Here is a 25,159-nt window from a genome sequence, read left to right as displayed (position 1 = left end):
TCTTTAGAATCAGTGTGTGGATGTGGTGCGTAAGGGGAAACCATTCAGTGGGCCTTTAAGGCCAAGGCCGGTAACAGAGGCTTCAAGCCGCAGAGCAAACCACCAGTTCACACTGGTGGTTTTGATTATGACTTGTATAACATTTAAGAATAGTAACCATGATCGTTCGGTACCTATCGAACATGCACATACTGCACATGATCATATTCCATCTTCTCCAATTATTATGCTAGATACATGGGGTCATTTAATTTGGCTCGGAACTTCTGCAAAGGAAACCGATGATCAACTAATCACTTTCCTTAGAAAGGTTAGTAACGAGTCCGAAAAAAAGTGAAAATATAGCATGAGTATATAGCTTGGAAAACGTCGAATGTGGATGCTACTATATTGTATAATCGAAATATAAACGTATTAAAGAAAATTTTAGGTGTATCTGTCCTGAACGGTTAGAAATTGACAAGAGTTAATAGAAACTTTTTTGGAGTGTGATTATGAAAAGAGGAGTTCTGTTTGTTATTTTGTTTCTGATCATCAGTCTCGTAGGATGTCAAAATAAGAATCTCGATTTAACTGAAGAGATAATGAGTATTGAAGTATATGTATGGAAGGATAATTCCTTCGTCACCACTATTGAGGATAAAGAGTGGATTGATGAACTAATAGAGGAGCTTAACAAGGCGATAACCCATTCCACTGCAGATATGGATTATCCATCACCAGATTATAAACTAATTTTTAAAAATGCCCAGGATGAGGATGTTTTTCAAATTGGGTATTTTATTGAGGTAGTAAAATTAGGGGTTAAAGGACGATATGTGGATGTATATGAAGATGTGATGTATAAGGTTGATCTTAAACTACCTTAGTGATAATTACATATCTTTATTTAATGGTTATTGATACAAATTTAGGTTTAAATTCTTATAGAGTAGTGATGGTGAGAGTTATGCAATGGAGTAAAACAAAAACAACCTTAGAACGTTTTTTATGTGACAAATTAAAAGGAAGAATCCAAATATATGCAACAATCTATCGGAAATCCCATGATGGACCAAGCAGGGTATGGATTACCTTTGATAAGAAAGAAATATTAAGTGCTTCTGACCTTACATATGTGGTAAAGCATGAGAAACTATACCAACAAATGAAAGAAGAAAAGCAGTTAGAAGAAATTCCTTATCATCCGGATTGGAACGACATGTTTAATTCCAAAGAACGACAAGAACTAATCAAGGCATCAGAAACTGCTGAACAAATCATGATTAATCAAAACATTTTTGGCAGTTATCACCTTTATGTTCCATTTATGGAATATGGATCTCTGTCTATTGAGCAAGCAATGAATTCAGATAATGTCATTATTAGGGCATATTCGATGTTGGATAGAAGATTAGGCAAACGAAGATTAGAAAAATTAAATTTCCCTACAGATACACATCCGTTAATTGTGCACTTTTACAACTTAAGATGTGATGTGGAGAGAATAACACGTTGTGAATGAGAATTATGGCAGACCATTTCTCTTTCGTATGAAACTAGCACAGTGAGTACTACATAATCACCGTGCTAGTTTTTATTTATTAAGTTAAGACTTCAGAAGTGCATTCTAATTTTTTAGATTTTTAAATAAATCAAATTATCCTATTAGAAAATTATGCTAATATAAAAAGAGGTTAATAGTTTAACTTAATAGAGTAACGTTGTATAACGGTAACGTAAAGCACAATTTTAATAAAAACAGGTGATTGCAATGGAAACTGGTAAAAAAATATTAATTATAGAAGATGATCAAGAAATTAGTATGTTGCTACGTGTCATTTTAAGGAAAGCCAATATCGAAACAGTTCAAGCATATTCCGGTACAGAAGGCTTGTTGCAGTTACAAAATAATACGTTTGATTTAATTTTGTTAGATTTGATGTTACCAGGGAAAAGTGGGGAAGAACTCATCCGCGAAGTGAGGGAGAAGAGTTCCATACCAATCATTGTAATATCTGCAAAAAGCGATATAGAGAATAAAGTCCAAGTATTAAAAATGGGTGCAGACGATTATATAACGAAACCATTCCACCAAGAGGAAGTATTGGCTAGAGTCGAAGTACAATTACGGAAAGCTAGTTTTCTCCCTACACAGCAAACAGAACTAGAGTGGCGTGGACTGAAGAATAATATTGAAGAACGATTAGTGACCTTAAATGGGCACGAGTTGCAGTTGACTAATGCTGAGTTTGATATGATTTCATTTTTCATGCAAAACCCTGAACGGGCACTGTCTAAAAAGGAAATATACGAAAGCATTTGGAAAGGTACATATTATGGTGATGATAATACGATTAGCGTTCACGTTTCTAATCTCCGGAAGAAGTTTTCTGAATTAACATCTGAAGAATATATTAAGACAATTTGGGGTGCTGGGTTCATGCTCGTGTGACTTCTTTATGAATTCTTTATGTTTTGCTTAAAGGATATTAAAATCTTGTAAGCTAAACTGTATGTATAAGAAGTTAAGTAAAGGAGTCAAAGAGATGGATAGTATTATACAGACATATCGACTTACGAAAAAGTTTAAAGACGTTGAAGTGATTAAACCACTTAATTTCTCCTTAAGAAAAGGGGAAATCTGTGCACTAATTGGAAAAAATGGTGCTGGAAAGTCAACTATGTTAAAACTACTTGCTGGTCAACTATTGCCAACAATGGGTGAGATTCAATTATTTGGTAAATCTGGTAAAGATCTAGATTATGCGAGAAAGAGAATGGGATTTATGATTGAAACACCTACATTTTTCCCGGATTTTACAGCAATTCAAAACTTGGAGTACTTTCGTATTCAACGTGGTATTGCTGACAAAAAACGTATATACACAGTGCTAGAAATTGTTGGGCTAGCAAACGAAAAGAGAAAAAAGTTTCAAGACTATTCTATGGGGATGAAGCAACGACTAGGCATTGCACTTTGTCTGTTAAGCAGTCCTGATTGTTTAGTTCTGGATGAGCCAATTAACGGCTTAGATGTAGAAGGAATAATGGAAATCCGCAAACTATTAATGAAACTTAATGAAGAAAATCAAATAACGATCTTAATTTCCAGTCACATATTAACGGAATTAAAATTACTAGCAAAACGGTTCGTATTCATTAAAAATGGCGTTATCGTAGAAGATTTAACGCGAGAATCACTGGAACAAAAGAGTAGAAAGCAGTTATTACTAACCGTTGATGATTCTGCAAAAGCAGCTCGTTTACTGGAACAAGCATATGCAGATATCCAATTTAAAGTTCTACCAAATAACCAAATCATTATTGAAAATCATGTGGAAAAAGGTGGAAGCATTAATCATATGTTAGTTGAACATGGTGTAATGGTGAAAGAATTCCGCATGGAAGCACTGAATCTAGAAGAATATTTCTTAGGATTAGTGGAGGGGAAAAATAATGATTAATTATATGAAAAGTGAATCCTATCGTCTTCTACGTAAAAAAGGCTTATATGTAACGACTATGATTTGTTTTGGGTTGATATCTGCGGCTGGTTGGATACTATACTATTTTGATAAGACGGACGCAAATTTCCCATATGGTACGAGTGAGTTTTTCAATTCCAATGTAATTGCTTCAGGAGTAGTCATTATCATCATTGGAGTACTGTATAATTCTGCTTTAACTGGGAAAGATTTGTCCCTACTGAAACAATCTATTTCTTTTGGAATATCACGAAATACTATTTTTTGGTCTAAGTTAATCTTAAGTTTAAGTTATTTTGTACTTGTCTGTGTTGTTGGGATTATATTAACCATTGTGCTCGGGGAAACGATGCTAACAAGTAATCAAGACTCCGTCCAAAATTTTCTTATTGCATGTATAAATATGGCTCCGATTGTGCTTAGTGGATTTGTTCTAACTCATTCATTAAAGATGCTTCATGTGGGAGATGTCCTTATGGTTATCATACTCGTGTTTATGTATGGATACTCTAGCAATTTGCTACGAGTCATTTTTCGTCCATTTTCAGGATTAGATGAGTTATATCAATATGCACCGAGCTTTCTATTAAGTGATAATTTATCAAACTATGTAGATAATGCCATGCAACTAGATTTAAAATATTGGCTAGTTGGTACGATGATAACCTTAATTGCATTACTAGTTGCGACAAATAGATTTTCAAAACAAAACATCGATTGATGTGAAGGGATGTATGGAAGTGGATAGCTGGTTGATTATAGGAATTTTGATTTTCTTACTTTTTGTAGCAGGTATGAGGATTCTATTACTCCAATGGGACATCCGGAAGATGACGAAACAAGTAAAGAACATCAATGAGAACTTCGGAACAAATGAATTAGTTCGTACAAATACACAAAATAAAAACTTAGCCCGGTTTGCTTCAGAAATCAATCAGCTTATTCAATCCTATAAACAAAATCAACAGTCGATCGAACGAAAAGAGAAGGAATTAAAACAAGAAATTACGAATATCTCTCATGATTTGCGTACACCAATCACATCCATTCAAGGATTTTCAGAGTTATTAACAGATCCTTCTATTTCGGAAGCGGAACGACAAGAGTATTTAACGATCATTCAAAAAAAGATAGATAATCTTACAATGATTGTTGATTTGTTTTATGAAATTTCTCAGCTTGACTCCTCCGATAAGAAGCTATTAATGGAAAAACAACTTTTAAATCAAGTAGTTGGCGAAACGATGTTATTATTCTATGATGAAATGGAGAAAAAGCACTTAGATGTGAATCTGGAAGAAGGGCAAATGTACCCAGTACTTGCGGATCATAAAGCACTCGTTCGGATAGTAACCAACATTGTTCAGAATGCTTTACACTATGCAAAGAGTTATTTAAAGATTAGCTTTATCGAGGAAGAAGAATATATTACGTTACGGGCAGTAAATGATGTGGGGGAGTTAAATGTTTCAGAACTTCACCATATTTTTAATCGAACATTTCGATTAGACCAAAGTAGAACCGGGAACCAGCTTGGATTAGGCCTTCATATTGTTCAACAATTGATTACGATACAAGGCGGAAAAGCAGTTGCTTATGTCCGTGACAATGAGTTTATTCTTGAGGTATCGTTTAGGAAGTGGGATTAGAGTGGTAGAGTTAGGTGATTAATACAATAGAGGAACAGGAAGGAAGGGAAAGTTATATTGCATGAACTTTCTTTTTTTGTTTTTATTTAGTGTGATTAGTCAAAGTCGTCATCAAACAATGTAGTATTCAATCGAACAATTATTGCATATGTATGGTTGGAGAGTGTGAAGAAGAAAATCATACGGATATTAGTGCATAACTGGGAAAATCAACTAACTAGTAATAGCTTTGGTTGGCAAACTGGGGAATTATACATTAATGCAAATAAAAAATAGACTTATAAAGATAGTGGCACTCACGGAGTATGAAAAGTATGACCTTCTCTTGACATGATAAATTGTCAGTGACCACCAAAGTACGACAAACGCTGGGAACATTGCCCATGGATCACCTGGTGCTAATAAGATATTTAACAGTCCATAGTAAAGAATGACTATAGCACTTACAAAGGATGCGGTGAACATATTATAGTTTTTTATACCAAGTATGGAAAGAATTGGCCATAAGATAATTGGTAGGGCGGCGTAAAAGGGACTAAAGGGCTAAACCCATAAGGAGGAATATCCTTTGCAAAAGCAAATAATGAACTGGAAAAATAAAGAGGGATTGATTGATGAATCTGCCTGGCTAACTCAAGGCATACAACTATATCGTAAATTATTACAGGAATATCCGGAAAATCCAACATACAAAATAGAACTTGCTAATTTATTAGTAAAAAGTGGAACGGATCAAAAGCTAGTGGATATGAACTTAATGAATGCAGAGAAGTTATTTAAAGAAGTGTTAGAGATTTTTCCAAACCATATTGAATCTCTTTATCGATTAGGACATATTCATTATGAATTAGGTCGTCATCAAAAGTCGGTACGTTATTTTGAAAAGATAAATAAGGAAGAATTATCGAATACGAAATTAATCCGAACACATTTGTCTTTGTCTAAAGCTTACTATTATTTAGCTGATGATGGAAAGGCATATGAAAATTTCGAACGAGCTAACCAATTGGATAAAGAAAATGATTTTTCGACTGAAATAAAAGAGGCAAAAGCACTGATTACGCAAAATGGGGAATTTCGTACAATAGCTCATTATCCAGATGGAACAAGTGAATTAATGACATTTGAAACTTCTCAAGACTTCAATAATGAAGTTGATTCTAATCAAGGGAAATTAGATCTTGTCGAATTTCGAGCAACTTTCACAGGACCTGCGGATACGCTAGTGTTTCCAAGAAGAGAAGCGGAGATTTTAAGATATATTTTAGAACGAAAAACCCCAGTTACAATAGATGATATTGCCAGAAAGGTGTGGGAAGAAAAAAAGAATAACCCGAATCCGAAAACGGTAAAATCATATATATCAAACATAAATCAAAAGTTGAGGCGTTGTATAGGAGTAGAAGAAAATCCAATAATCTCCAAACGAGGGCAAGGATATATTTGGAATTCTATTAATGTCATTGTAACAACACGAATTCAGTAAGGTTGGGTGAGTCCCAACCTTTCTTTTTTATACTTAGATTATCAAAGTAAAGGAGTTGGTAATATGTTGAAGGTTTTTGTTTATGGAACATTGCGCCGTGGAGAAAGAAATGATTACTTGTTGAAAGATGCTAAATGTCTCGCGGAACAAGCATGGACGAATGGAGTTTTATTTGATACAGGAATGAGTTACCCGGCTTTAGCACCTTCCAATAGTTCTATAGTGTACGGTGAACTTTATGAAGTGAGCGATACCGACCTAGCTAGACTGGATGAACTTGAGGGCTATCAAGAAGGTGGTGTCAATAATTTATACAATCGATTGGAGCAAATTATTTATACAGATAAAGGAAAATATCGTGCTTACGTATATGTTGCTCATCTGGATAGTCTATTGAAAAAGAAAATCTCTAATGGAGATTGGAAGGAATACAACTTGCTAAAGCAAAATGATTCGTTTCTTTATTTTGCATATGGTAGCTGTATGGATAGCCTTCGATTTAAAAAAGCAGGTGTAGAGAGATACTTTAAGGAGGTCGTTGGAGTTGGGGTACTGCCTAACTATTCCTTAAAATTTACACACCGTTCAACATTTGATGGCTTAGGTCGAGCTGATATTGTGGAAGATGGTGGAGTAGTTGAAGGTAAGATTTATAAGATTGATCGTGAGGCTTTAAATTATTTGTACGGAAGAGAAGGTGCACCACATGTCTATCGTCCAACTTTTGTTAGATTTCTTCTAGATGGTCTAGAAATAGAAGCATTAACATTTACAGTCAAAAGAAAACAAGAAGAAGTTGTGCCACCTATTGCTTATGAAATGGAAATTTTAAGAGGAGCCAAAGGTTACTTGTCTGAAGACTATGTATCTAGTCTTGTTAAGTATATCAATATATTAAAAAATACTAGCAAAATAGGAGGAATGTAGTATGGGTACGTTTACTGCACAAATTTTAGTTGGTCAGAAACATTCATATGATGGAGGCATTTTGAATATATCCCATGTATTATATCTTTCTGAAAATAATCGTCCAGCTTGGGTGTTAGTACCAATGGATATATTCAGTGAGCATAAAGAAATGGTAGAAAAACGTGTCACATGGATTCCAACAGTAGAAAATATGTTGGAAGATGCGCTAGTGATGGTTGGACTGTATGTGTTGAAAGATAACAAATTGCGAGAATTAACAAATCAGTATTTGGAAACAGAGAAGGATGATTTTGTTGAGTTGTATGATATCCCGCAACATAAAAGACAAGAATTATATAATTATGTGAAAACAATTGAAGGTAGTCATAAAATCATGCTTTCAGTGTTTAGAGGTTCGACAATTGCCAATCAACTTCCAGTTTTAGAAGAGTTTAAGAATGATATAGAAGTATGCACATCAGTTTACACGAAGGAATTCTCATTGTGGAGTAAGCAGTATGAAATATCTGGGCATTTGGACAGTAAGTAGGTTAGGAATGGGGGACAGTCCAAGAAAATAGGTACTGTCCCCAATTTATTTGGGATGAGTGCCCGTTGCGGTGGAAAATTCTGTTCAACCGTCACTCATCACCGTAATGACTGCCCGTTGCGGTGAAAATTTTGGACCAACCGTCACTCATCACCTTAATGAGTGCCCGTTATGGTGGAAAATTCGGACCAATCGTCACTGATCGCCTAAACGACTGCCTGTTACAGTAATAAATTCAAAACAACCATCACTCATCCCCAATGAACGCCCATTTCAGGAAAATTTCAGATCCACCACCACTAACTGCAAAAACAAAAGATAAAAAGCTGCATTCAGATGTAGTATAAATTGTAAGCATTTTCATGATAATTCAATTTAAATAAATTTTGAAAATATATTGACGATATAGAAAAAGGGTGCTAACATTACCTAACAAACGTTAGTTAGGGGGAGAAGATGACTAAGGAAAAATTAGTACAAGCTACTATTAAAAATGTCGCAAAATTCGGTTATCAAGGTGCTTCCATGCGGAAAATAGCAGAAGAAGTTGGAATTAAGCCAGCATCAATTTATCATTTTTTCCCAAACAAACAAGAGCTTGTAATCGAAGCAATGAGGATGATTTTGAATCATCATTTTTCAAGTATGAGGGCAGTCTTTGAAAAAGAGCAGCACACTTCTATAAACGTTGTATTTTCTGAATTATTCAACAGCTTGGTGTTTCATCATCGTTCTTATCAAGATGAAACACAGGCATATGTGTTGATGGTAAATTCGGAAATTCCGGAAATTAAAGTGGAAGTACAGAAGTATCTAGAAAATTATAATGAATGGCTAGTTGAACAGTTGACAGATGAGATACGAGTTAGATATCCACATCTACATTACAAAGAAGTAAAAGAAATTATAGATCACTTTATTTTTCTTGGGAATGGGTTATTTTGGGGTGTCGTTATCTACAACGACGAAGATGTGAAAAACAATCTCACGCACGCAACAAACTTAATGAATCAATACTTACAACTAAAAATAGGGAGTGTGCAAAATGGAGGAGAACAAAAAACTTATTGAAGACTATGAATTAACGGCAGTTCCTGAGGAAAAAAGACAAGGTTGGTTCAAACAAACGATGGTGTGGATTGCTGGAATTATCGCTCTATCCGCGACTGCTCTTGGTGGAGCATTAGGTAGTGGATTAAGTTTACAAGAGGCAATTATTGTTTCATTAATTGGTACTTTTCTTTTATCAATACTTAGTGCACTTTGTGTAATTGTCGGGGCTAAAACTGGTTTATCTACAGCATTAGTTTCTTCCTTTGCACTTGGAAGATATGGTTCAATTGCAGTTTCTGTCGTCATTGCTATTTCTTTATTTGGTTGGTTTGGGGTACAACTTGATTTATTTGGTTCCAGCTTAAATAAAGTTATAGTCGATGTGTTTGGTTTAGACGTATCACCGGCATTATTAATGATAATCGGTGGCGCGTTGATGACACTTACTGCTTGTATCGGATACGCGGCAATTGAAAAATTAAGTATTGTTGCAGTACCATTACTAGCTGTCTTATTAATCGGATCAACTTACATCGTTTCAAAAAGTTTTACTTTTGATGAATTAAATGGAATGGCTTTATCAGCAGATCCATTAACAATTGGGGTTGGTATTTCTACCGTTATCGGGTCACTTGCAGTTGGTGCAATAATTGGTCCTGATATTTCCAGATATGCAAAAACAGCAAAAGATGCAGTTATTTCATCGTTTCTAAGTTATTTTATCGGTTATAGTGTTGTCCTTATCATTGCCTCGATTCTTGCAAAGGCAACAAGTGAAGTCGATGTTGTTGCAATTATGATTGGAATTGGCTGGGGAACAGGTGGAATGCTTGTGTTAATTCTTGCGCAATGGACAACGAATAATACGAATATTTATTCTTCTTCTTTAGGCTTTTCAGTTATTTTCAAAAAAGTTCCGAAGTACATTATTACGATCATTGCTGGGATAATTGGAACTGCCTTAGCAGTGGCTGGAATTTACGATCATTTTATTCCATTCTTAAGTGTTCTAAGTGTGTTAATCCCACCAATTGGAGGAGTTTATACAGCAGACTTTATTTTAAGACATCGCGTGTATCATTACAACAATATCGATAAAATTGAAAACATTAGAGTTTACAGTATGTTAACTTGGGTTGTTGCAACAATTATTGCATTTATGACAACACCAAGTCCAACAGGGTTTGGCTTATTTAGTATAACTGGTTCATCTGGAATTGATGCATTTCTAGTAGCCTTTATTTTGCAACTAGTTATTGGATATTTTTTGAAAAATAAAACAGAAACCATCAAGGAGGATGCAGCATGAGATTAATTGGAAAAGAAGAAATTGAAAATATCGCTATCGGAGCAGCGTTATTAGGTACTGGTGGTGGAGGGGATCCATTTGTTGGAAAAATGATGGCCCTGCAAGCAATTGAAGAGCATGGTCCAGTACAATTATTAGATGTCGATGAAATTGCAGATGATGATGTTATTGTTCCTTCTGCAATGATGGGTGCACCTACTGTCATGATAGAAAAGATACCAAGTGGGGAAGAAGCACTTGTAGCTTTTAAAGCATTAGAAAAAGTGTTGAATAAAAAGATTAAAGCAACGATGCCGATTGAAGCGGGTGGGGTGAACTCACTATTACCACTTGCACTAGCGGCTTCCATTGGATTACCGGTTGTAGATGCAGACGGGATGGGACGAGCTTTCCCAGAATTACAAATGGTGACATTTTACTTAAATGGAGTGAGTACAACTCCAATGGTGTTAGCAGATGAAAAAGGAAATAACATGGTCTTAAATGCAATTGATGGGAAATGGGCTGAAAAAATTGCCCGCTCTGCAACGATGGTTATGGGCGGTTCCATCATGAATGCTATTTATCCAATGAATGGAAAGCAAGTAAAAGAATCAGCTATTTATCGTTCGTTAACATTGGAAGAAAACATTGGCCGTACGATAAAAGAAGCAAAATATAATAAGCAAAATCCAATCGAAGAAGTATTGAAATTATTAGGTGGTTTTACATTATTCACTGGTAAAGTAACGGATATTGAACGAAATACGGATGGTGGTTTTGTCCGTGGAACAGCAAAAATCGAAGGATTAGGCAACGACAAAGGTGAAAATTGTTACCTAGAATTCCAAAATGAGAACCTTATTGCAAAAACAGATGACCAAGTACTTTGCATCACACCGGATTTAATCTGTGTACTAGACACAGAAACCGCATTACCAGTTACAACAGAAGGGCTACGTTATGGAGCAAGGGTAACCGTAATTGGTATACCTGCTGATGAGAAATGGCGTACAGAAAAAGGAATTGAAGTAGCAGGTCCTCGTTATTTCGGATACGATCATGACTTTACACCTGTAGAAAATCTAATGAAAGCGAGGGGTAAATAATGAATTATCGCTTAGGTATTGATGTTGGTGGTACTAATACAGATGGTGTGCTTTTAGATGAGCAAATGAATGTCATACACTCTTTAAAAACACCGACAACTGAAGATGTTGAAACAGGTATTTATAATACGATTAACCAGTTAGTGAAAGAAGCAAACATTGATGGGGAAAAAATCAAATTTGCTATGCTCGGAACGACACAATGTACGAATGCTATAGTAGAAAGAAAGAAATTGAATCGTGTGGCGATTATTAGAATAGGTGCTCCAGCCGGAACTGCTATTAAACCACTTGCCGGTGTTCCAGATGATTTAAAAAATATCCTAGGTAACTATATGTATATCGTAGAGGGTGGCCATGAATTTAATGGTGACGAAATTTCGATTTTAAACGAGGATCATATTCGTACGATTGCTAAAGAATTAGAAGGTAACGTAGACTCTATAGCTGTAACATCCATTTTTTCACCTGTTAACAAAACGCATGAATTAAGAGCCGCAGAAATTTTACGGGATGTATTAGGGGAAGACGTATCTATTTCTCTATCTAGTGAAGTTGGAAGCATTGGTTTAATAGAAAGAGAAAATGCTACGATTCTTAATGCTTCTATTATTAATGTTGCTAGAATGACAGCAGAAGGTTTTGAAAAAGCATTAGGAAATAATGGAATTGATGCAAAAGTTTTCTTCTGTCAAAACGATGGAACGTTAATGTCAAAAGAATATACATTAAAATATCCGATTCTAACGGTTGCCTGTGGTCCAACGAATAGTTTACGTGGTGCGTCTTTCTTATCTGATAACAAAGATGCTATCATCGTTGATGTCGGTGGAACAACATCTGATGTTGGGGTGTTAGTAAAAGGATTCCCAAGACAATCATCAATTGCAGTTGAGTTAGGTGGGGTGCGTACGAACTTCCGTATGCCAGATATTAACTCAATTGGATTAGGTGGAGGGACTATTATCCGTGTAGATGGGGATTCCATTACAATTGGGCCAGACAGTGTTGGTCATAGACTTTTGGAGGAAGCAATTGTATTTGGAGGTTCCACACTTACAACAACAGATGTTGCTGTAGCTTTAGGGAAAATGAATCTCGGTAATCCGGATAGGGTAGCACATCTTGATAAAGAACTGTTAGAAGCGATTTACAATCAGATGGTTGAAATGGTAGAAGAAGCAATCGACAAAGTGAAAACAAGTGGGGACGATATTCCTGTTGTATTAGTTGGTGGAGGAAGTGTACTGTTCCCAGATAAATTAAAAGGTGCTTCGAAAGTTTACCAACCAGAAAATGGTGGCGTTGCAAATGCAATTGGCTCAGCAATTTCACAAATAAGTGGTGAAATAGAAAAAATCTTTTCTATTAGTAAAGAAAATAGAGAAGAGATTCTAAACAAAGCAAAACAGTTAGCTATTACGGAAACAATTAAAGCAGGAGCTGACAGTGAAAAAGTAGAAATTGTCGATATGGAAAATGTACCGCTTGCTTATTTACCAGGAAATGCTACAAGAGTGAAAGTAAAAGCAGCTGGGGATTTGGCGATTGATTAATAGATAATAAAGGCTCTAGTAATTCTTATTAATGAATTACTAGAGCCTTCTTTTGTAAAGGGGGAGAAGCTTGTTAATTAAAATTGTAGAAGTTCTGCAACTATACAATCACTCAATTAATCCTTCATCTTCCAGAAATTCTCGAGCTACTTCACTAGCACTTTTTCCTTCCACTGCAACTTGATAGTTCATTTCACGCATTTCATCATCGGTTATTTTGCCTGCGAGTTGATTTAAAATATCCTCTAGTTCAGGGAAGGATTCTAACGTTTCCTTCCTGAGTAAAGGTGCACCTTGGTATGGAGGGAATAGCTCCAGGTCATCTTGTAATACGGTTAAATTATATCTCCTCAATTCACTATCTGTAGAATAAGCATCAAGTAAATTAATATCCCCTTGTTCAATTGCGTTGTAACGTAGTTTAGGTTCCATCGTAACGAGATCAGGGAATACTAATCCATATAAATTTTGGATTCCGATATAGCCATCTTCACGATCCGTAAATTCTAACGTAAAACCAGCCTTTACATCTTCTTCGATACCACGCAAATCAGAAATAGTTTCCACTTGATGGATTTCTGCAAATTGTGAGGAAACGGCTAATGCATATGTGTTGTTAAATTGCATCGGTTGAAGGAAAACTAAATCAAATTGTTCTAATAAACCATCGTAAGCCTGCTGGTAAACTTCTTGTCTGTCATTACTTACTGCTGTTTCATTTAGAAATTGAGAGACAGCTGTTCCTGTAAATTCAGGATAAATATCAATACTACCTGACTGTAAAGCATTAAATAGGAAAGAGGTTTTTCCAAGACTAGGCTCCAATTCAACTATTAGATTCGTTTCATCCTCAATTAATATTTTATACATATTAATGAGAATTTCTGGTTCAGAACCTAGTTTTCCAGCAATAACAATGCGGTCCTCGTCATTTTTTAACCAACTAGGTATAACCATAATGCTAACGGTTAACACAACTATGATACCAATCGTAGCTAATGACTTTTTATAGCTTAGCTTTTGCATGCTTCGTAATAAGAAATCAAAAGCAATCGCTAGTAATGCTGCAGGTATAGCACCAAGGATAATTAATGAACTATTATTGCGGTCGATTCCGAGTAAAATAATATCTCCTAAGCCTCCCGCTCCAATTAGAGCAGCAAGTGTAGCAGTACCAACTATTAATACCATAGCTGTTCGGATTCCAGCCATAATAACTGGCATGGCTAGTGGTAATTCTACCTTTATTAATCGCTTCGTTGTGTTCATCCCCATAGCTTTCGCAGCTTCTATTAATGACGGGTCTACCTCTTTAATTCCTGTATACGTATTACGTAGAATAGGGAGGAGGGCATAAACAACAAGGGCGATGATGGCGGGAATCTTCCCAATTCCAAACATTGGAATCATTAATCCTAATAACGCTAGAGAAGGAATTGTCTGTAACACAGCGGTTATCCCAATTATACTCTCGGCCAATCGTACTTTTTTTGTTAAATAGATACCTATAGGTACTGCAATAACGACCGCAAAAAATAACGCAATAAAGGAAATCTGAATATGCTCTAATAATGCTTGTATCAATTCATCTTGTCGGCGTTGAAATACTTCTATTAAGTTAGTCATTCACATTTCCTCCATTCCCTAATTCACTGAAGAAATACTGAATGAGCGATTGTCTATTCACCGTACCAACTGCAATCCCATCTTTTTCTACCAGGATTTCTTCTTGTGTCGATAATTCTTTTAAAACTTCCTCTAAAGTCGCTGAAACTGGAATAGTTGGGGTCTGATTTTTATCTTCTACAGGTGTCAAAATATCTTCTAAAAGAAAACTAGATTGTAAGGAGGTTGATTTCCCGACGAAATTTTTCACAAATTTATTGTTGGGATGATGAATAATCTCCTCAGGCGTTCCAACCTGGACAATTTTCCCGTGATTCATTAAACAAATACGATCGGCTAACTTTAATGCTTCGTTCATATCGTGTGTCACAAATACAATGGTTTTCTTGATTGCTTTTTGTAGGTGAATAATATCTTCTTGCAATTTTTCTCGACTAATAGGATCAAGCGCACTAAATGGCTCATCCATTAAAATGATATCTGGGTCAGCAGCTAGGGCGCGAACGACACCAACTCGTTGTTGTTCTCCACCAGATAGTTCTTTCGGTTTTCGATTACGGTAAACCTCTGGTTCTAAACCAACCATCTGTAATAATTCAGTTACTCGTTTTCTTGTTTTGTCTTTTTGCCAGTTTTTCAATTCCGGTACAATGGCAATGTTTTCTTCAATCGTCATATGTGGAAAAAGGGCAATTTGTTGGAGCACATACCCAATATTCCAACGCAATTCATGAATGTTATAATCACTTATTTTTTTGCCATTGATATAAATAAATCCTTCTGTAAGGGGAATGAGCTTGTTCATCATTTTTAATGTAGTTGTCTTCCCACTACCACTGGGACCAATCAAAACAAAAAATTCTCCTTTTTGGACCGTAAAACTGATGGAATCAACCGCGGCTGTTCCATCTTGGTACTTCTTACTAACATTTTCAAATGAAATCATTAAAGTAACTCCTTTTTCATTTTTAGTTAGTTGTATTATTTCATAGTGTGCTTAGATTTGAAAATATCTGAATTCAGATGGAGAAAGTTTTATTTATAACTATGTTTTTGTCTAACTATGAAAGATTATTACCACTTAGGTATTTATTGAGTAAATTTGTTCATCTAATTGAATAATAAAAAGCCTAAGAAGTAGAATAAATTCCTACAAGTTAGGCTTTATTGAATAATTAAATCGTATCCTCGTTGGAAGGGTGGGGTTATAGAAGTACTTCTTTTCTTAGCAAAATAATCCCCTTCTCTTTAAACCAATCTGTAATGACGGAAAGTAAGAGTAGCAAAACACCAAGTTCAATGGCGTGGTCAGCTATATTCAGAACACCACCTGAACGAATGATAACATCTGTCATTTCACCATACAACAGTCTATCCACGCCATCCCACTATTTTCAATATGAGTAAATTCAATACCCCATAGAGTGAATCTTTCGTTGATGTCGACGTAAAGACGAACAATATGTTTAGTCGCTTGATCCAGTATAAAGCCAAGAATGGCCAATATGTAAAACACCATATATAGTCCTCCATCTCACAGAGTCAAAATAAAAAATTGGTTTCTTTTTAAAATCTATCAATCCCTATGTTCTAAAGGTGAGTCCATATTTACTTCATACAAATCTCTAGTAAAAGTAGATTAAAAAAGAATGAAAAAGCTAGGTCATTTGACTCGAACAGAGTAATGAAGCCTAGCACAGAAGTTATAATTAACTTATTTTAGTTTGAATTTGTTCATGGTCATTCCTTATTAAAAACTCATAAACCATCTGATTAACTGTATCTTTATCCTCACCTAAACATAGTAAATGCTTGGAGCGGTCTAGTAATACGAGTTCCTTTTGCTTGGATTTAATTTCTTCATCAAAGTAATAAGCTGTTTTATAAGGAACTAATCCATCCTGAAGTCCTTGGGCGATTAAAACCGGTACTTCCACTTCTTTTAAATAGGGACGTGTATAATTCACTAGTTTCATAAATTCGAAGCTTGATTTAAAAGGTACTTGAGGTAGCTTATTTTTATAATGGTTGAAAAGTTTATTATGTTGCAAGTCACCTTTCAATCGTTCTTTGATAAACCCATGGATATCTTTATGAATCTGTTTGAAATCGAGGTATTTACCGGCTGCGGCGAGTAAGACCAATTTTTTAACATTATACTTTGCTGCTAAATAGGCAGCAATCATACCTCCCATGGAAAAACCAATGAGATATATTTGATCATACTTTGACGTTAGCTGTATTAACGATTTCTCTGCAGAATCTATCCAATCTTTATATGTCGTATCCTCCAATTGAAGCTCCGTCCCGTGACCAGCTAGAGTTGGCACTACGATATGCCAATCTGTATGCTTATCCAAATAATCTGCAAGTGGACCTAATTCATATGGACCACCTGTATACCCGTGAATTAGCAAACATGCAATCATGCAAATCTCCTCTCTCACTTGTAACTATTTCTACTATTATTATCTTATATTTTATGATTTTTTGCTTGGTTTTGCTCCGTGGGAAACACAATTAGTAATTGTTCCATTAAAAGCGTGAAACAACATTGGATAAATTCATGTATGTTAGAATAAAATTAGAACATACAACGAGTAAAGTGAGGAATCCTATGTTTAAAAAAATTATTAAACAGCTTAAATATATGGCAGGAAGTAGTAGCCGGAGACATAGACACTATTATAAGGGTAGCAGTAGTCGTAGGTTTGGCCGTTATTATGGCGGGAGTAGCAGTCGAGGGCATAAGCACAACCCTTTCAGTGGAAGTAAACGTTACAAGCGTAGACGCTGGTTTAGTTAAATTTCTGCTACTCATTTGCCTTCATTGCTTTATCAAAGTCAATCCCAATGTCTTCTATAGTAGTATAGGGTGAAGTAATTTGTAATAAACGCTTCAATAAATAGACCGTTTCTTGTTGTAAGGAAAGTTCTTCTGTCCATGGAAGGGCTTTTTTCTTTTTTGCAGGATATGTTGTATAAAGTAAGTACAATAAAATATCCCCAAAGTCATAAAAGTCCTGGAGCTTCATTTCTTTTGCTACTTCATGATCGATTACTTCTTTTGCTAGCCCAAAATCTATTACATATGGCTCGTTCTTCTGAATGATGATATTTGGAATCCTTAAATCTAGATGATATATGTTTCTTTGATGAAGGTATTCAACTAATGAAAGTAATTTAGAAACGAATTGTAAAGCTTCTTGTTCATGAAAGCTTATTTGTTTGGAAAAGATTGCCTCATCAAGATTATCACCCTCGATAAAGCTCATTACAAAGAATAGATTTCCATTTTCAGTAAAGTCTTCGTAGAACTTTGGCATATGGGGATGATCAAGTTTTTGAATAAGGCTTTTTTCCTTTTCGAATAGCTGAAGCTCTTTCTTCATTTTACGCTTACTAGGTCGAAGTTGTTTAACCACTTTGCAGTCCTGAGTCTGTAAGTCTTCACATAGATACACGATACCATAGCTACCAGCCCCAAGTAGCTCCTTTATAAGATAACGTTGGTGTATGCATTGACCATCCTTAATGGGGTGATCCATAACAAATTGGTAAGCTCTCCGAATTGGACGTAGCATAAGATCATCCTTCTGAAGGGCAAGATGTGGTAACTTGCCGATATTTGATATGATAATGGTAAATGATTAAGAATAATGTTGGCAATTATTTGCTCAGGAAGTTACTGATTGGGAGTTAAGGGAGTATAGGTTATACTAAAGAATAGTCAATTCATCTTAGACATCAATTAAGGGAGACAAATCGATGCCAGGAACTAATAGAAATAATATAACAATAGGATTAAGCGTAAAAGTTGTAAAAAAACAAGACCAACGGACAGGCAAGTTAACGAGCGGTGTCGTATCAAAAATATTAACGAATTCCAGGACACATCCACACGGAATAAAGGTCATGTTGGAAGACGGCATAGTAGGAAGAGTGAAGGAGATAGATAGCAATGAATAATTATAAATTAACGATTCAGTACGACGGTGCCAGATATAAAGGGTGGCAACGGCTTGGAAATAATGACAACACCATTCAAGGGAAAATAGAAAATGTATTAACTGAATTAGCTGGTGAAAAGATAGAAATCATCGGATCTAGTCGAACTGACGCTGGTGTCCATGCGTATGAACAAATTGCTAACTTTAAAATGAAGAAAAATAGCACGGAAGAGGAAGTAATGCAATATTTAAACCGCTATCTTCCGAATGATATTAGTGTAGTTGATGTTACGTTAGAGCATGAACGGTTTCATGCACGGTATAATGCGAAGGATAAGACGTATGTATATAAAATTTGGAACGAGCAATATCCTCATCCATTTATGCGCAAATACAGCATGCATGTGGAAGAAAAGCTTGATATCGAAAAAATGAGACAAGCATCTCAATACTTCCTAGGCAAGCATGACTTTACATCCTTTTCCAACGCGAAGTCGAAGAAAAAGTCGATGGTTCGTGAAATATATTCCTTAGAGATAAATGAGAATGAAGGATTTATTGAAATTAGAATAAGAGGAAATGGCTTCCTTTATAATATGGTTAGAAAAATTGTAGGGACATTGATCGAAGTAGGGCTAGGAGAGAAAGACGCAGCTACCATTCCAAGTATTATCGAATCAAAAGAACGAATTCAGACAGGGCGAATGGCGGATGCTCAAGGGTTGTATTTGGAGAAGGTTGGATTTTAATCTGACCTTTATTTCTTTAACATTTTATTTCCTGCCAATGTATCAAGATGCTCGTTCTCGTCTAACTCCTGAGCAATTGGAAGGAATGGATAAAGAAAATCAAAAGGAAATCCCGTTAGGTGGAAAATATGGTGATCCAGATGAGGACTTAGGTCCAGCGATGGTATTCCTTGCAAGTGACGCTTCTAAGTTTATTACTGGACAATTATTACCAGTTGATGGTCGACAGGCGACGGTTAGGTAGATAAATAGATTTAGTTAAAAAACTTTATCAAAGTAATTAAAATTGAAAAAAGTAAAACGTAATGATAAGATAAGATAGAATTCTAATAATAAAAACTTTTAATACAGCAAGGGGGAATACATAATGAAAGCAGCAGTATGGCATGGTGTTAAAAATCTTCGTGTGGAAGAAGTAGAATTACGTGAATTGAGAGAAGATGAAGTAAAAGTAAAAGTTGCATGGGCAGGTATTTGTGGAAGTGACTTGCATGAATATGAGGAAGGACCAGTGTTCGTTCCAGTAAATGAAAAAGCAGAACTAACTGGTGAAGTAGCTCCATTAACAATGGGCCATGAATTTGCAGGTGTGGTGGAAGCAGTTGGTTCCAAAGTAACTGATTATAAAGTAGGGGACCGTGTTGTCATTAACCCGACATTAACATACGGTAAAAAACATGAACTAGTTGATCGCTATGATGGTTTTAATTTTATCGGATTACATGGTAATGGTGGCTTTGCAACATATGCAAATATTCCTGTTTCCAATATTCATAGATTAGCAGATAACTTAACATTACAAGATGGTGCGTTAGTTGAACCAACAGCAGTTGCTGTACAAGCTACTATTGATAGCGGTGTATCATTAGGTGATACTGTTGCTGTATTTGGTGCAGGTCCAATTGGACTATTGCAAATTAGCGCTGCAAAAGCTGCAGGGGCAAGTACTGTTATTGCGCTAGATTTATCAGAAGGCAGATTGGAAAAAGCGAAAGAATTAGGTGCTACTCATGTGATTAACTCTGGGAAAGTGGATCCAGTGCAAGCTGTACGTGAAATCGCTCCAGATGGAGTAGATGTTTCTTTTGAAGTCGCAGGTGTTGCACCTACATTTAAACAAGCAATCGATGCTACTAAACCTGGTGGCGTCATGATGATTGTTTCCATCTTTGCAAGAGCAATCGAATGGAATCCATTACAATTAACAAATACTGGTGTAAATATTAAATCATCTATCGTATATACACCGACAACATTCCAAAAAACAATTGACGCAATGAGCTCAGGTCAATTAAAACCACAAGGTATCATAACAAGTGAAATCGAACTGGATGATATTGTAGAAAAAGGTTTTGAAACATTAACCACTGACAAAACCCAATCTAAGATTCTAGTAAAAATAAGTGGGGAAAAATAAAAGTATGTAGGGACAAGGGATAATACCTTGTCTCTTTATTTTTATAGGAAATACTGTCATTAGTATTTCTCTCGTCTCCCTTAATTTATGCATTAGATTTTGAGCACTATTATTAAAAGTTGTAAAAAGTTGAATTAGGAGAAAATGAAGCCGCTACTCAAGGCTAGTTTTTTGAGGGAAATTGGCTTTAAAACAAGAATAAAGGGACTGTACTTACTTCATAAAGTAAAAAAACTGTCCCTTTTCTTCTACAAAAAATCAGTAGGGTTATCAATTTGCTTGAATTATATCTATCATACCATGACTCTGGAGTTCTAATTCAATGAGTAAGTCAATGAACATTTCAACTAAATTACCATCAAACTGAGTCCAGGAACATCTTTTTAACTCTTCAAATGCCTCATTGTAGTTCATTTTAGCAGTAGTTTGATAATTTCGTACATCATATGTCATCGTATCAAAGGAGTCACATATACGAATTATTCGCCCTTGGAGAGAAATGTCTTCCCCGGTTAAACGGCGTAGGTATCCAGTTCCGTTCTGATTTTCATAGTGATCACGCATGAATTCAGCTGCTCGAGTCCGACCTAGTTCTTTACGAACGATTGTATTTCCAATGTGGCAATGGCTTTCAATGATTTTTTTATGGTGGATAATTTTCCTGGCTTCAGGAGGATTTCTTTTGCAATCCCCATTTTGCCAATGTCATGTAAAAAAGAAGCTACTCTAAGGTCATCATCATAACAACCTACTTTTTTTGCAAGCATGGAAGATAGATCCATAACTCGTAGGGAATGATGCTTAAATATTTGTAAGACTTCGTTATCCTGGGCGATATCCTCAAAGAGGGATTCGGGAGTACGTTTTATATTTTTAACTCCTTTGTCATTTCTTTTATCAAGTATATCAAAAATATTAATTGTAAAAACAAAGAAATTAAAAAGACAAACTTCGACAAATTTCGGGCGGTGTCAGGCACCGTTATAGAGGCACCGTTATAGGTTTGCTATACGTTCGCGATTGTTTGATGTTAGGTTAAAGTCAAAAATATCTAAATTTTGTGCTTGGCGTTCTTTATTATGAGATTTAGGGATGACAATAACATCACGCTCAATTTGGTAACGTAAGATTACTTGTGCGTATGTCTTTCCATACTGATTACCAATTTCTTCAAGTACCTGCTTAGCATTTTCATCGATACCACGTAATGGGGACCAGGCTACCGTTGCGATATCTTGACTTTTATTAATAGCAATTAGATCTTCATTCCATTTACCGATGTAAGATGGAATTTGGTTTACTGCAGGCTTAAAGTGGCCATGTTCAAGGATTAATTCCAAATGCTCTTTCTCAAAGTTCGATACACCAATCGATTTGAAAACACCACGGTTATAATAGTCTTCTAAAACGTTCCATGCCTCCACTATTTCATCATGGTTATCCCATGGAAAATGGATAAGGAATTGATCAACATAGTCGGTTTGTAATTTCTCTAAACTTTTCTTTATTTCAGCATGTGCCCAATCAGTACCACCGAAACCTTCCCGTGTATTTAGCTTCGTAGTAATAAAGAAATCTTCACGTGGGATAGAGGATTTTTTTAGTCCTTTTCCGAGAACTTCTTCATTATTATACAATTGAGCCGAATCAAAGTGACGGTAGCCATTTGCAATTGCCCAGTCAATCTCTTGGGTGTCACCTCTTAAGGCACCGGTATACTGATTACCCTCTTTACCGAATGTATTAGTACCGCTACCAACAATTGGAATTTCAATGGTATTGTTTAATGTCATATGTTTCATCCTAAAACCTCCTAGTCTATGTATTTCCCACCTTATCTTTCCTTGAGAAAAGAATCAAATATTTCACTTAAGCACTGGGCACTGAGCATATAAATTGCTTTTCTATGGATGGTTTAATTACAATTACTTTGATAACAACTATTTTACTGGAGGTAATTAAATGGCAAAAGTAGCGTTTCTTCTAGCAAATGGGTTTGAAGATTCTGAGATGAAAAACCCATATGATGCAGTAAAGGAAGCAGGACACGAGGCTGTGATCGTAGGATTAGAAAAAGGTGCCGAATGTAAAGGGAAGAAAGGAACTGTCTCTTACACAGCTGATGTTGGTGCATCGGAAGTAAAGGCAGCTGACTTTGATGCGGTTGTTATCCCTGGTGGAGCAGCTCCAGAAGCGTTACGCGTAAATGACGCCGTGGTTCGTTTTGTGAAAGAAGTCAATGAAGACGGTAAGTTAATAGCTGGTATTTGTCATGGACCACAAGTAATGATTAGTGCTGATATTCTAAAGGGGAAAGAAGCAACAAGCTTTATCGGAATTCGTGATGATGTAAAACTAGCTGGTGCAGATTATCGTGATGAAGAAGTTGTTGTTAGTGAAAATCTAGTTACATCTAGAACACCTAAAGATGAACCAGCGTTTATACGTGAAATTTTAGCAAAATTATCCTAATAATTGCATTAAAAAAAATCGGTTTCTTTCGAAGAGAGGAACCGATTTTTTTCATGTTTAGCTATTTATTTATAGAATCTTCAATTAGATCCACTCTATTACTGTTCTCTTTCCTTATTACATCTCCATTGGAAGATATGTCTGGAGAAAACAGGTCTTTATAAAGATGAAAAAGTATCCAAAGGGTGTAGGCCAAACTATTTAACTGAATTTATTTCCATGGAAGTTAACAAACGACAAAAGAATTAATTGCCTTTGAAACTTTATCAACGAATTGGGAAAAATAACCTTTGATACTAAATCAAAGGAGAGTAAAATGAAACTATATCCAATTATATCGATTATATTCGGATTATTATTCACATTTTCAGTTAGCACCTATGGGAACGATGCACCTGAAAATGAGAAAACAGATAGTTCTCATCCAAAACAAAGTTTAACTTTAAAGGAAGCGGCTGCACTAGCACATAAAGAGGCTCAAAAGTGGAATAAAGACGCCAAATTATATATCGGACTAAGTGTTGATAAAGATGAAAGCCAAACTGGGTTGGATGGGAAAAGAAAATATTGGAACATCCAATTCGGTATTCCAGGAAAGAGAGATTGGTATTTGGTCACTATTCAAAATGGTAAAGTAGGGGAAACAGCTCATGTGCCTGATGAATTAGATGCCATGTCTGAAAGTTACTTTATTTCAAATGTGGAGGATATACAGTACGATACACCTGAGTTACTAACGAAAGCTCAGAAGTTAGCAGAAATTTATCCTGGAGATATTTTTGCGAAAGGATTCAACTTCGGTTTTACGAAAGATCCACATAAAAACATTCCACTTGTATTAGTAATTGGTTGGGATAAGAGTAGGAAGAATATGATTTACCTATCGTTTCATGCAAAAACAGGAAAGCTAGAAAATAGATTGGTAAGAGAGCAATATAGAAACTGAACAGGTAAATGAAAAATGGGAAATCAAAGGGGACAACATAAATCATGGGTTGGATTATTTTATTTATTGAGTTATTATTTTTTTGCAAAGAGCAAATCACCTATAAAGGAAAAGATATGTTCAATCGTATCACTACTTATGGCAGCACTGATTATTATCCTAATTATTAGTGATTCCTTTTCCTTTGTTTTAAATAAAAGTCTGTACTTACCCTTTATATTTGGTGCAATAGGTATTATTTTTGGCTGGTTTGGGATAAAAGGTGATGTACGAAAATGTTTAATTGGGGTAAATACCCTAGCATTAGGCTTCTACCTTATCGTGTTTTTAATGGCAATGGTTGGTTTTCAAGAACCATAAGGTGAAGAATACTATTCTATGTAATTATTAGAGTGAGGTTGTAGGAAGAAATGGCGAAAAAATTAACAAAAACAAATGCGGTTCGATTAATAGAAAAAAATAAAGTAGTTTATGAATTAATATCGTATGAGATAGAGGATGGCCAAGCGGTAGATGGTATCTCTGTTTCTGAAAAAATAGGCTATCCTTCTGAGCATGTGTATAAAACGTTGGTGGCAACAGCAGGAGCAAATCAGTATTTCGTTTTTGTATTACCTGTAACGGAAGAATTAGATTTAAAAAAGGCAGCAAAGGTAGTTGGGGAGAAGAAAGTGGAAATGATTCCAGTGAAAGAACTACTTGGCTTAACAGGTTATATACGAGGTGGATGTTCTCCGATTGGGATGAAAAAGTTATTCCCTACATATATCGATACATCTGCTGAAAAACTTGACTATATGATTGTTAGTGCAGGGAAAATCGGTCTGCAAGTAAAATTAGCACCACAAGATTTATATAATTTATGTCGGGGGAAATTTGCAGACCTTGTGAATTCATAAAATAAAATAAGATAAGTGCCTTTGGTATTACAA

Annotated in this window: 31 protein-coding genes and 1 pseudogene; 23 read left to right on the top strand and 9 right to left on the bottom strand. The window is 35.6% G+C overall.

The window, feature by feature from the left end; all coding sequences use genetic code 11:
* Window positions 1–127: 127 nt before the first annotated feature.
* The 14 genes from IEV35_RS18205 (at window position 128) to IEV35_RS18140 (ending at window position 13,067) form a co-directional block, all read left to right on the top strand.
* The gene (locus tag IEV35_RS18205; protein WP_188386084.1) at window positions 128–337 is read left to right on the top strand and encodes an alpha/beta fold hydrolase family protein; all 210 of its coding nucleotides are present in this window, start codon (window positions 128–130) and stop codon (window positions 335–337) included.
* 157 nt (window positions 338–494) lie between these two features.
* Entirely contained in the window at window positions 495–869 is a 375-nt protein-coding gene (locus tag IEV35_RS18200) for a hypothetical protein (RefSeq protein WP_188386083.1), read from the top strand.
* A gap of 80 nt (window positions 870–949) precedes the next feature.
* On the top strand, window positions 950–1,504 hold the full coding sequence (locus IEV35_RS18195; RefSeq protein ID WP_188386087.1) for an SF0329 family protein: 555 nt from the start codon (window positions 950–952) through the stop codon (window positions 1,502–1,504).
* A 249-nt stretch (window positions 1,505–1,753) separates the two neighbouring features.
* Window positions 1,754–2,434: a response regulator transcription factor gene (locus IEV35_RS18190; protein WP_188386082.1), complete on the top strand. Its 681-nt coding sequence runs from the start codon at window positions 1,754–1,756 to the stop codon at window positions 2,432–2,434.
* Between the two features lie 94 nt (window positions 2,435–2,528).
* Entirely contained in the window at window positions 2,529–3,446 is a 918-nt protein-coding gene (locus tag IEV35_RS18185; protein ID WP_188386081.1) for an ATP-binding cassette domain-containing protein, read from the top strand.
* Window positions 3,439–4,188, top strand: coding sequence for an ABC transporter permease (locus tag IEV35_RS18180; protein WP_188386080.1), 750 nt, complete (start codon window positions 3,439–3,441; stop codon window positions 4,186–4,188). The genes IEV35_RS18185 and IEV35_RS18180 overlap by 8 nt, the downstream gene beginning before the upstream one ends.
* Before the next feature lie 109 nt (window positions 4,189–4,297).
* Window positions 4,298–5,116 (top strand): sensor histidine kinase, encoded by an 819-nt coding sequence (locus tag IEV35_RS18175; protein ID WP_229740800.1) that lies wholly within the window; start codon window positions 4,298–4,300, stop codon window positions 5,114–5,116.
* Window positions 5,117–5,684: 568 nt separating this feature from the next.
* Window positions 5,685–6,602, top strand: a complete 918-nt coding sequence (locus IEV35_RS18170) for a winged helix-turn-helix domain-containing protein (protein ID WP_188386078.1) — start codon at window positions 5,685–5,687, stop codon at window positions 6,600–6,602.
* A gap of 63 nt (window positions 6,603–6,665) precedes the next feature.
* A complete protein-coding gene (locus tag IEV35_RS18165) occupies window positions 6,666–7,529 on the top strand; it encodes a gamma-glutamylcyclotransferase family protein (protein WP_188386077.1) in 864 nt (287 codons plus the stop codon).
* 1 nt (window position 7,530) lies between these two features.
* Entirely contained in the window at window positions 7,531–8,061 is a 531-nt protein-coding gene (locus IEV35_RS18160; protein WP_188386076.1) for a hypothetical protein, read from the top strand.
* A 456-nt stretch (window positions 8,062–8,517) separates the two neighbouring features.
* Window positions 8,518–9,132, top strand: coding sequence for a TetR/AcrR family transcriptional regulator (locus IEV35_RS18155; RefSeq protein WP_188386075.1), 615 nt, complete (start codon window positions 8,518–8,520; stop codon window positions 9,130–9,132).
* Window positions 9,107–10,423: a purine-cytosine permease family protein gene (locus IEV35_RS18150; RefSeq protein WP_188386074.1), complete on the top strand. Its 1,317-nt coding sequence runs from the start codon at window positions 9,107–9,109 to the stop codon at window positions 10,421–10,423. The genes IEV35_RS18155 and IEV35_RS18150 overlap by 26 nt, the downstream gene beginning before the upstream one ends.
* Entirely contained in the window at window positions 10,420–11,511 is a 1,092-nt protein-coding gene (locus IEV35_RS18145) for an S-methyl thiohydantoin desulfurase family protein (RefSeq protein WP_188386073.1), read from the top strand. Before IEV35_RS18150 ends, IEV35_RS18145 begins: the two co-directional genes overlap by 4 nt.
* On the top strand, window positions 11,511–13,067 hold the full coding sequence (locus IEV35_RS18140; RefSeq protein WP_188386072.1) for an ROK family protein: 1,557 nt from the start codon (window positions 11,511–11,513) through the stop codon (window positions 13,065–13,067). Before IEV35_RS18145 ends, IEV35_RS18140 begins: the two co-directional genes overlap by 1 nt.
* Window positions 13,068–13,175: 108 nt before the next feature.
* Here IEV35_RS18140 and opuFB read toward each other — a convergent pair whose 3' ends face one another.
* The 6 genes from opuFB to IEV35_RS18110 all read right to left on the bottom strand — a co-directional run bounded on the left by opuFB (window position 13,176) and on the right by IEV35_RS18110 (window position 18,277).
* On the bottom strand, window positions 13,176–14,693 hold the full coding sequence (gene opuFB / locus IEV35_RS18135; protein WP_188386071.1) for an osmoprotectant update ABC transporter permease/substrate-binding subunit OpuFB: 1,518 nt from the start codon (window positions 14,691–14,693) through the stop codon (window positions 13,176–13,178).
* On the bottom strand, window positions 14,686–15,639 hold the full coding sequence (locus IEV35_RS18130) for an ABC transporter ATP-binding protein (RefSeq protein WP_188386070.1): 954 nt from the start codon (window positions 15,637–15,639) through the stop codon (window positions 14,686–14,688). Before IEV35_RS18130 ends, opuFB begins: the two co-directional genes overlap by 8 nt.
* A 259-nt stretch (window positions 15,640–15,898) precedes the next feature.
* Window positions 15,899–16,072 carry a hypothetical protein gene (locus IEV35_RS18125; RefSeq protein WP_188386069.1) on the bottom strand — a complete coding sequence of 58 codons (174 nt, stop codon included), beginning with the start codon at window positions 16,070–16,072 and terminating at the stop codon, window positions 15,899–15,901.
* Window positions 16,045–16,212 carry a signal peptidase II gene (locus IEV35_RS18120; protein WP_188386068.1) on the bottom strand — a complete coding sequence of 56 codons (168 nt, stop codon included), beginning with the start codon at window positions 16,210–16,212 and terminating at the stop codon, window positions 16,045–16,047. Before IEV35_RS18120 ends, IEV35_RS18125 begins: the two co-directional genes overlap by 28 nt.
* A gap of 190 nt (window positions 16,213–16,402) precedes the next feature.
* The gene (locus tag IEV35_RS18115; protein WP_188386067.1) at window positions 16,403–17,122 is read right to left on the bottom strand and encodes an alpha/beta hydrolase; all 720 of its coding nucleotides are present in this window, start codon (window positions 17,120–17,122) and stop codon (window positions 16,403–16,405) included.
* Between the two features lie 384 nt (window positions 17,123–17,506).
* Entirely contained in the window at window positions 17,507–18,277 is a 771-nt protein-coding gene (locus tag IEV35_RS18110; protein ID WP_188386066.1) for a serine/threonine protein kinase, read from the bottom strand.
* A 184-nt stretch (window positions 18,278–18,461) separates the two neighbouring features.
* Between IEV35_RS18110 and IEV35_RS18105 the strand changes: the two genes are divergently transcribed.
* The 4 genes from IEV35_RS18105 to IEV35_RS18090 all read left to right on the top strand — a co-directional run bounded on the left by IEV35_RS18105 (window position 18,462) and on the right by IEV35_RS18090 (window position 20,809).
* Window positions 18,462–18,662 (top strand): YwbE family protein, encoded by a 201-nt coding sequence (locus tag IEV35_RS18105; protein WP_188386065.1) that lies wholly within the window; start codon window positions 18,462–18,464, stop codon window positions 18,660–18,662.
* Window positions 18,655–19,392, top strand: a complete 738-nt coding sequence (gene truA, locus IEV35_RS18100; RefSeq protein WP_188386064.1) for a tRNA pseudouridine(38-40) synthase TruA — start codon at window positions 18,655–18,657, stop codon at window positions 19,390–19,392. Before IEV35_RS18105 ends, truA begins: the two co-directional genes overlap by 8 nt.
* The gene (locus IEV35_RS20245; RefSeq protein ID WP_373284786.1) at window positions 19,382–19,636 is read left to right on the top strand and encodes an SDR family oxidoreductase; all 255 of its coding nucleotides are present in this window, start codon (window positions 19,382–19,384) and stop codon (window positions 19,634–19,636) included. The genes truA and IEV35_RS20245 overlap by 11 nt, the downstream gene beginning before the upstream one ends.
* Window positions 19,637–19,759: 123 nt before the next feature.
* Window positions 19,760–20,809 (top strand): 2,3-butanediol dehydrogenase, encoded by a 1,050-nt coding sequence (locus IEV35_RS18090; protein ID WP_188386062.1) that lies wholly within the window; start codon window positions 19,760–19,762, stop codon window positions 20,807–20,809.
* 270 nt (window positions 20,810–21,079) lie between these two features.
* On the opposite strand, the gene IEV35_RS18085 is transcribed toward IEV35_RS18090, so the two are convergent.
* The 3 genes from IEV35_RS18085 to IEV35_RS18080 form a co-directional block, all read right to left on the bottom strand.
* Window positions 21,080–21,415, bottom strand: coding sequence for an HD-GYP domain-containing protein (locus IEV35_RS18085; RefSeq protein ID WP_268237940.1), 336 nt, complete (start codon window positions 21,413–21,415; stop codon window positions 21,080–21,082).
* Complete coding sequence (locus IEV35_RS20355) at window positions 21,397–21,576, bottom strand: hypothetical protein (protein WP_268237939.1); 180 nt, start codon at window positions 21,574–21,576, stop codon at window positions 21,397–21,399. Before IEV35_RS20355 ends, IEV35_RS18085 begins: the two co-directional genes overlap by 19 nt.
* Window positions 21,577–21,804: 228 nt before the next feature.
* On the bottom strand, window positions 21,805–22,611 hold the full coding sequence (locus tag IEV35_RS18080; RefSeq protein WP_188386061.1) for an aldo/keto reductase family protein: 807 nt from the start codon (window positions 22,609–22,611) through the stop codon (window positions 21,805–21,807).
* Window positions 22,612–22,771: 160 nt separating this feature from the next.
* On the opposite strand from IEV35_RS18080, the gene IEV35_RS18075 reads away from it, so the two are divergent.
* The 5 genes and pseudogenes from IEV35_RS18075 to ybaK all read left to right on the top strand — a co-directional run bounded on the left by IEV35_RS18075 (window position 22,772) and on the right by ybaK (window position 25,126).
* On the top strand, window positions 22,772–23,281 hold the full coding sequence (locus tag IEV35_RS18075) for a type 1 glutamine amidotransferase domain-containing protein (protein ID WP_188386060.1): 510 nt from the start codon (window positions 22,772–22,774) through the stop codon (window positions 23,279–23,281).
* A gap of 144 nt (window positions 23,282–23,425) precedes the next feature.
* A pseudogene (locus IEV35_RS20240) lies at window positions 23,426–23,530 on the top strand (DNA alkylation repair protein); the annotation flags it as partial.
* Window positions 23,531–23,597: 67 nt separating this feature from the next.
* Window positions 23,598–24,227: a hypothetical protein gene (locus tag IEV35_RS18070; protein ID WP_188386059.1), complete on the top strand. Its 630-nt coding sequence runs from the start codon at window positions 23,598–23,600 to the stop codon at window positions 24,225–24,227.
* 138 nt (window positions 24,228–24,365) lie between these two features.
* Window positions 24,366–24,587, top strand: coding sequence for a hypothetical protein (locus tag IEV35_RS18065; RefSeq protein WP_188386058.1), 222 nt, complete (start codon window positions 24,366–24,368; stop codon window positions 24,585–24,587).
* A gap of 50 nt (window positions 24,588–24,637) precedes the next feature.
* A complete protein-coding gene (gene ybaK, locus IEV35_RS18060) occupies window positions 24,638–25,126 on the top strand; it encodes a Cys-tRNA(Pro) deacylase (RefSeq protein WP_188386057.1) in 489 nt (162 codons plus the stop codon).
* Window positions 25,127–25,159 lie beyond the last annotated feature (33 nt).

The organism is Ornithinibacillus halotolerans (assembly GCF_014637405.1).
Lineage (GTDB): Bacteria > Bacillota > Bacilli > Bacillales > Amphibacillaceae > Ornithinibacillus > Ornithinibacillus halotolerans.
Note: the sequence above shows the minus strand (reverse complement) of the source record. Positions and strands in the feature narration are given on the sequence as shown.

Bases quoted from the DNA above. Each gene is read 5' to 3' on its own strand.
- truA (WP_188386064.1), top strand. From the start codon at position 18,655: ATGAATAATTATAAATTAACGATTCAGTACGACGGTGCCAGATATAAA.
- IEV35_RS18105 (WP_188386065.1), top strand. From the start codon at position 18,462: ATGCCAGGAACTAATAGAAATAATATAACAATAGGATTAAGCGTAAAA.
- IEV35_RS20355 (WP_268237939.1), bottom strand. From the start codon at position 21,576: ATGCTTGCAAAAAAAGTAGGTTGTTATGATGATGACCTTAGAGTAGCT.
- IEV35_RS18190 (WP_188386082.1), top strand. From the start codon at position 1,754: ATGGAAACTGGTAAAAAAATATTAATTATAGAAGATGATCAAGAAATT.
- IEV35_RS18090 (WP_188386062.1), top strand. From the start codon at position 19,760: ATGAAAGCAGCAGTATGGCATGGTGTTAAAAATCTTCGTGTGGAAGAA.
- IEV35_RS18130 (WP_188386070.1), bottom strand. From the start codon at position 15,639: ATGATTTCATTTGAAAATGTTAGTAAGAAGTACCAAGATGGAACAGCC.
- IEV35_RS18120 (WP_188386068.1), bottom strand. From the start codon at position 16,212: ATGGTGTTTTACATATTGGCCATTCTTGGCTTTATACTGGATCAAGCG.
- IEV35_RS18110 (WP_188386066.1), bottom strand. From the start codon at position 18,277: ATGCTACGTCCAATTCGGAGAGCTTACCAATTTGTTATGGATCACCCC.
- IEV35_RS18180 (WP_188386080.1), top strand. From the start codon at position 3,439: ATGATTAATTATATGAAAAGTGAATCCTATCGTCTTCTACGTAAAAAA.
- IEV35_RS18065 (WP_188386058.1), top strand. From the start codon at position 24,366: ATGGCAGCACTGATTATTATCCTAATTATTAGTGATTCCTTTTCCTTT.
- IEV35_RS18175 (WP_229740800.1), top strand. From the start codon at position 4,298: ATGACGAAACAAGTAAAGAACATCAATGAGAACTTCGGAACAAATGAA.
- opuFB (WP_188386071.1), bottom strand. From the start codon at position 14,693: ATGACTAACTTAATAGAAGTATTTCAACGCCGACAAGATGAATTGATA.
- IEV35_RS18140 (WP_188386072.1), top strand. From the start codon at position 11,511: ATGAATTATCGCTTAGGTATTGATGTTGGTGGTACTAATACAGATGGT.
- IEV35_RS18185 (WP_188386081.1), top strand. From the start codon at position 2,529: ATGGATAGTATTATACAGACATATCGACTTACGAAAAAGTTTAAAGAC.
- IEV35_RS18205 (WP_188386084.1), top strand. From the start codon at position 128: ATGACTTGTATAACATTTAAGAATAGTAACCATGATCGTTCGGTACCT.
- IEV35_RS18070 (WP_188386059.1), top strand. From the start codon at position 23,598: ATGAAACTATATCCAATTATATCGATTATATTCGGATTATTATTCACA.
- IEV35_RS18080 (WP_188386061.1), bottom strand. From the start codon at position 22,611: ATGAAACATATGACATTAAACAATACCATTGAAATTCCAATTGTTGGT.
- IEV35_RS18150 (WP_188386074.1), top strand. From the start codon at position 9,107: ATGGAGGAGAACAAAAAACTTATTGAAGACTATGAATTAACGGCAGTT.
- IEV35_RS18160 (WP_188386076.1), top strand. From the start codon at position 7,531: ATGGGTACGTTTACTGCACAAATTTTAGTTGGTCAGAAACATTCATAT.
- IEV35_RS18200 (WP_188386083.1), top strand. From the start codon at position 495: ATGAAAAGAGGAGTTCTGTTTGTTATTTTGTTTCTGATCATCAGTCTC.
- ybaK (WP_188386057.1), top strand. From the start codon at position 24,638: ATGGCGAAAAAATTAACAAAAACAAATGCGGTTCGATTAATAGAAAAA.
- IEV35_RS18145 (WP_188386073.1), top strand. From the start codon at position 10,420: ATGAGATTAATTGGAAAAGAAGAAATTGAAAATATCGCTATCGGAGCA.
- IEV35_RS18155 (WP_188386075.1), top strand. From the start codon at position 8,518: ATGACTAAGGAAAAATTAGTACAAGCTACTATTAAAAATGTCGCAAAA.
- IEV35_RS18195 (WP_188386087.1), top strand. From the start codon at position 950: ATGCAATGGAGTAAAACAAAAACAACCTTAGAACGTTTTTTATGTGAC.
- IEV35_RS18165 (WP_188386077.1), top strand. From the start codon at position 6,666: ATGTTGAAGGTTTTTGTTTATGGAACATTGCGCCGTGGAGAAAGAAAT.
- IEV35_RS18075 (WP_188386060.1), top strand. From the start codon at position 22,772: ATGGCAAAAGTAGCGTTTCTTCTAGCAAATGGGTTTGAAGATTCTGAG.
- IEV35_RS18115 (WP_188386067.1), bottom strand. From the start codon at position 17,122: ATGATTGCATGTTTGCTAATTCACGGGTATACAGGTGGTCCATATGAA.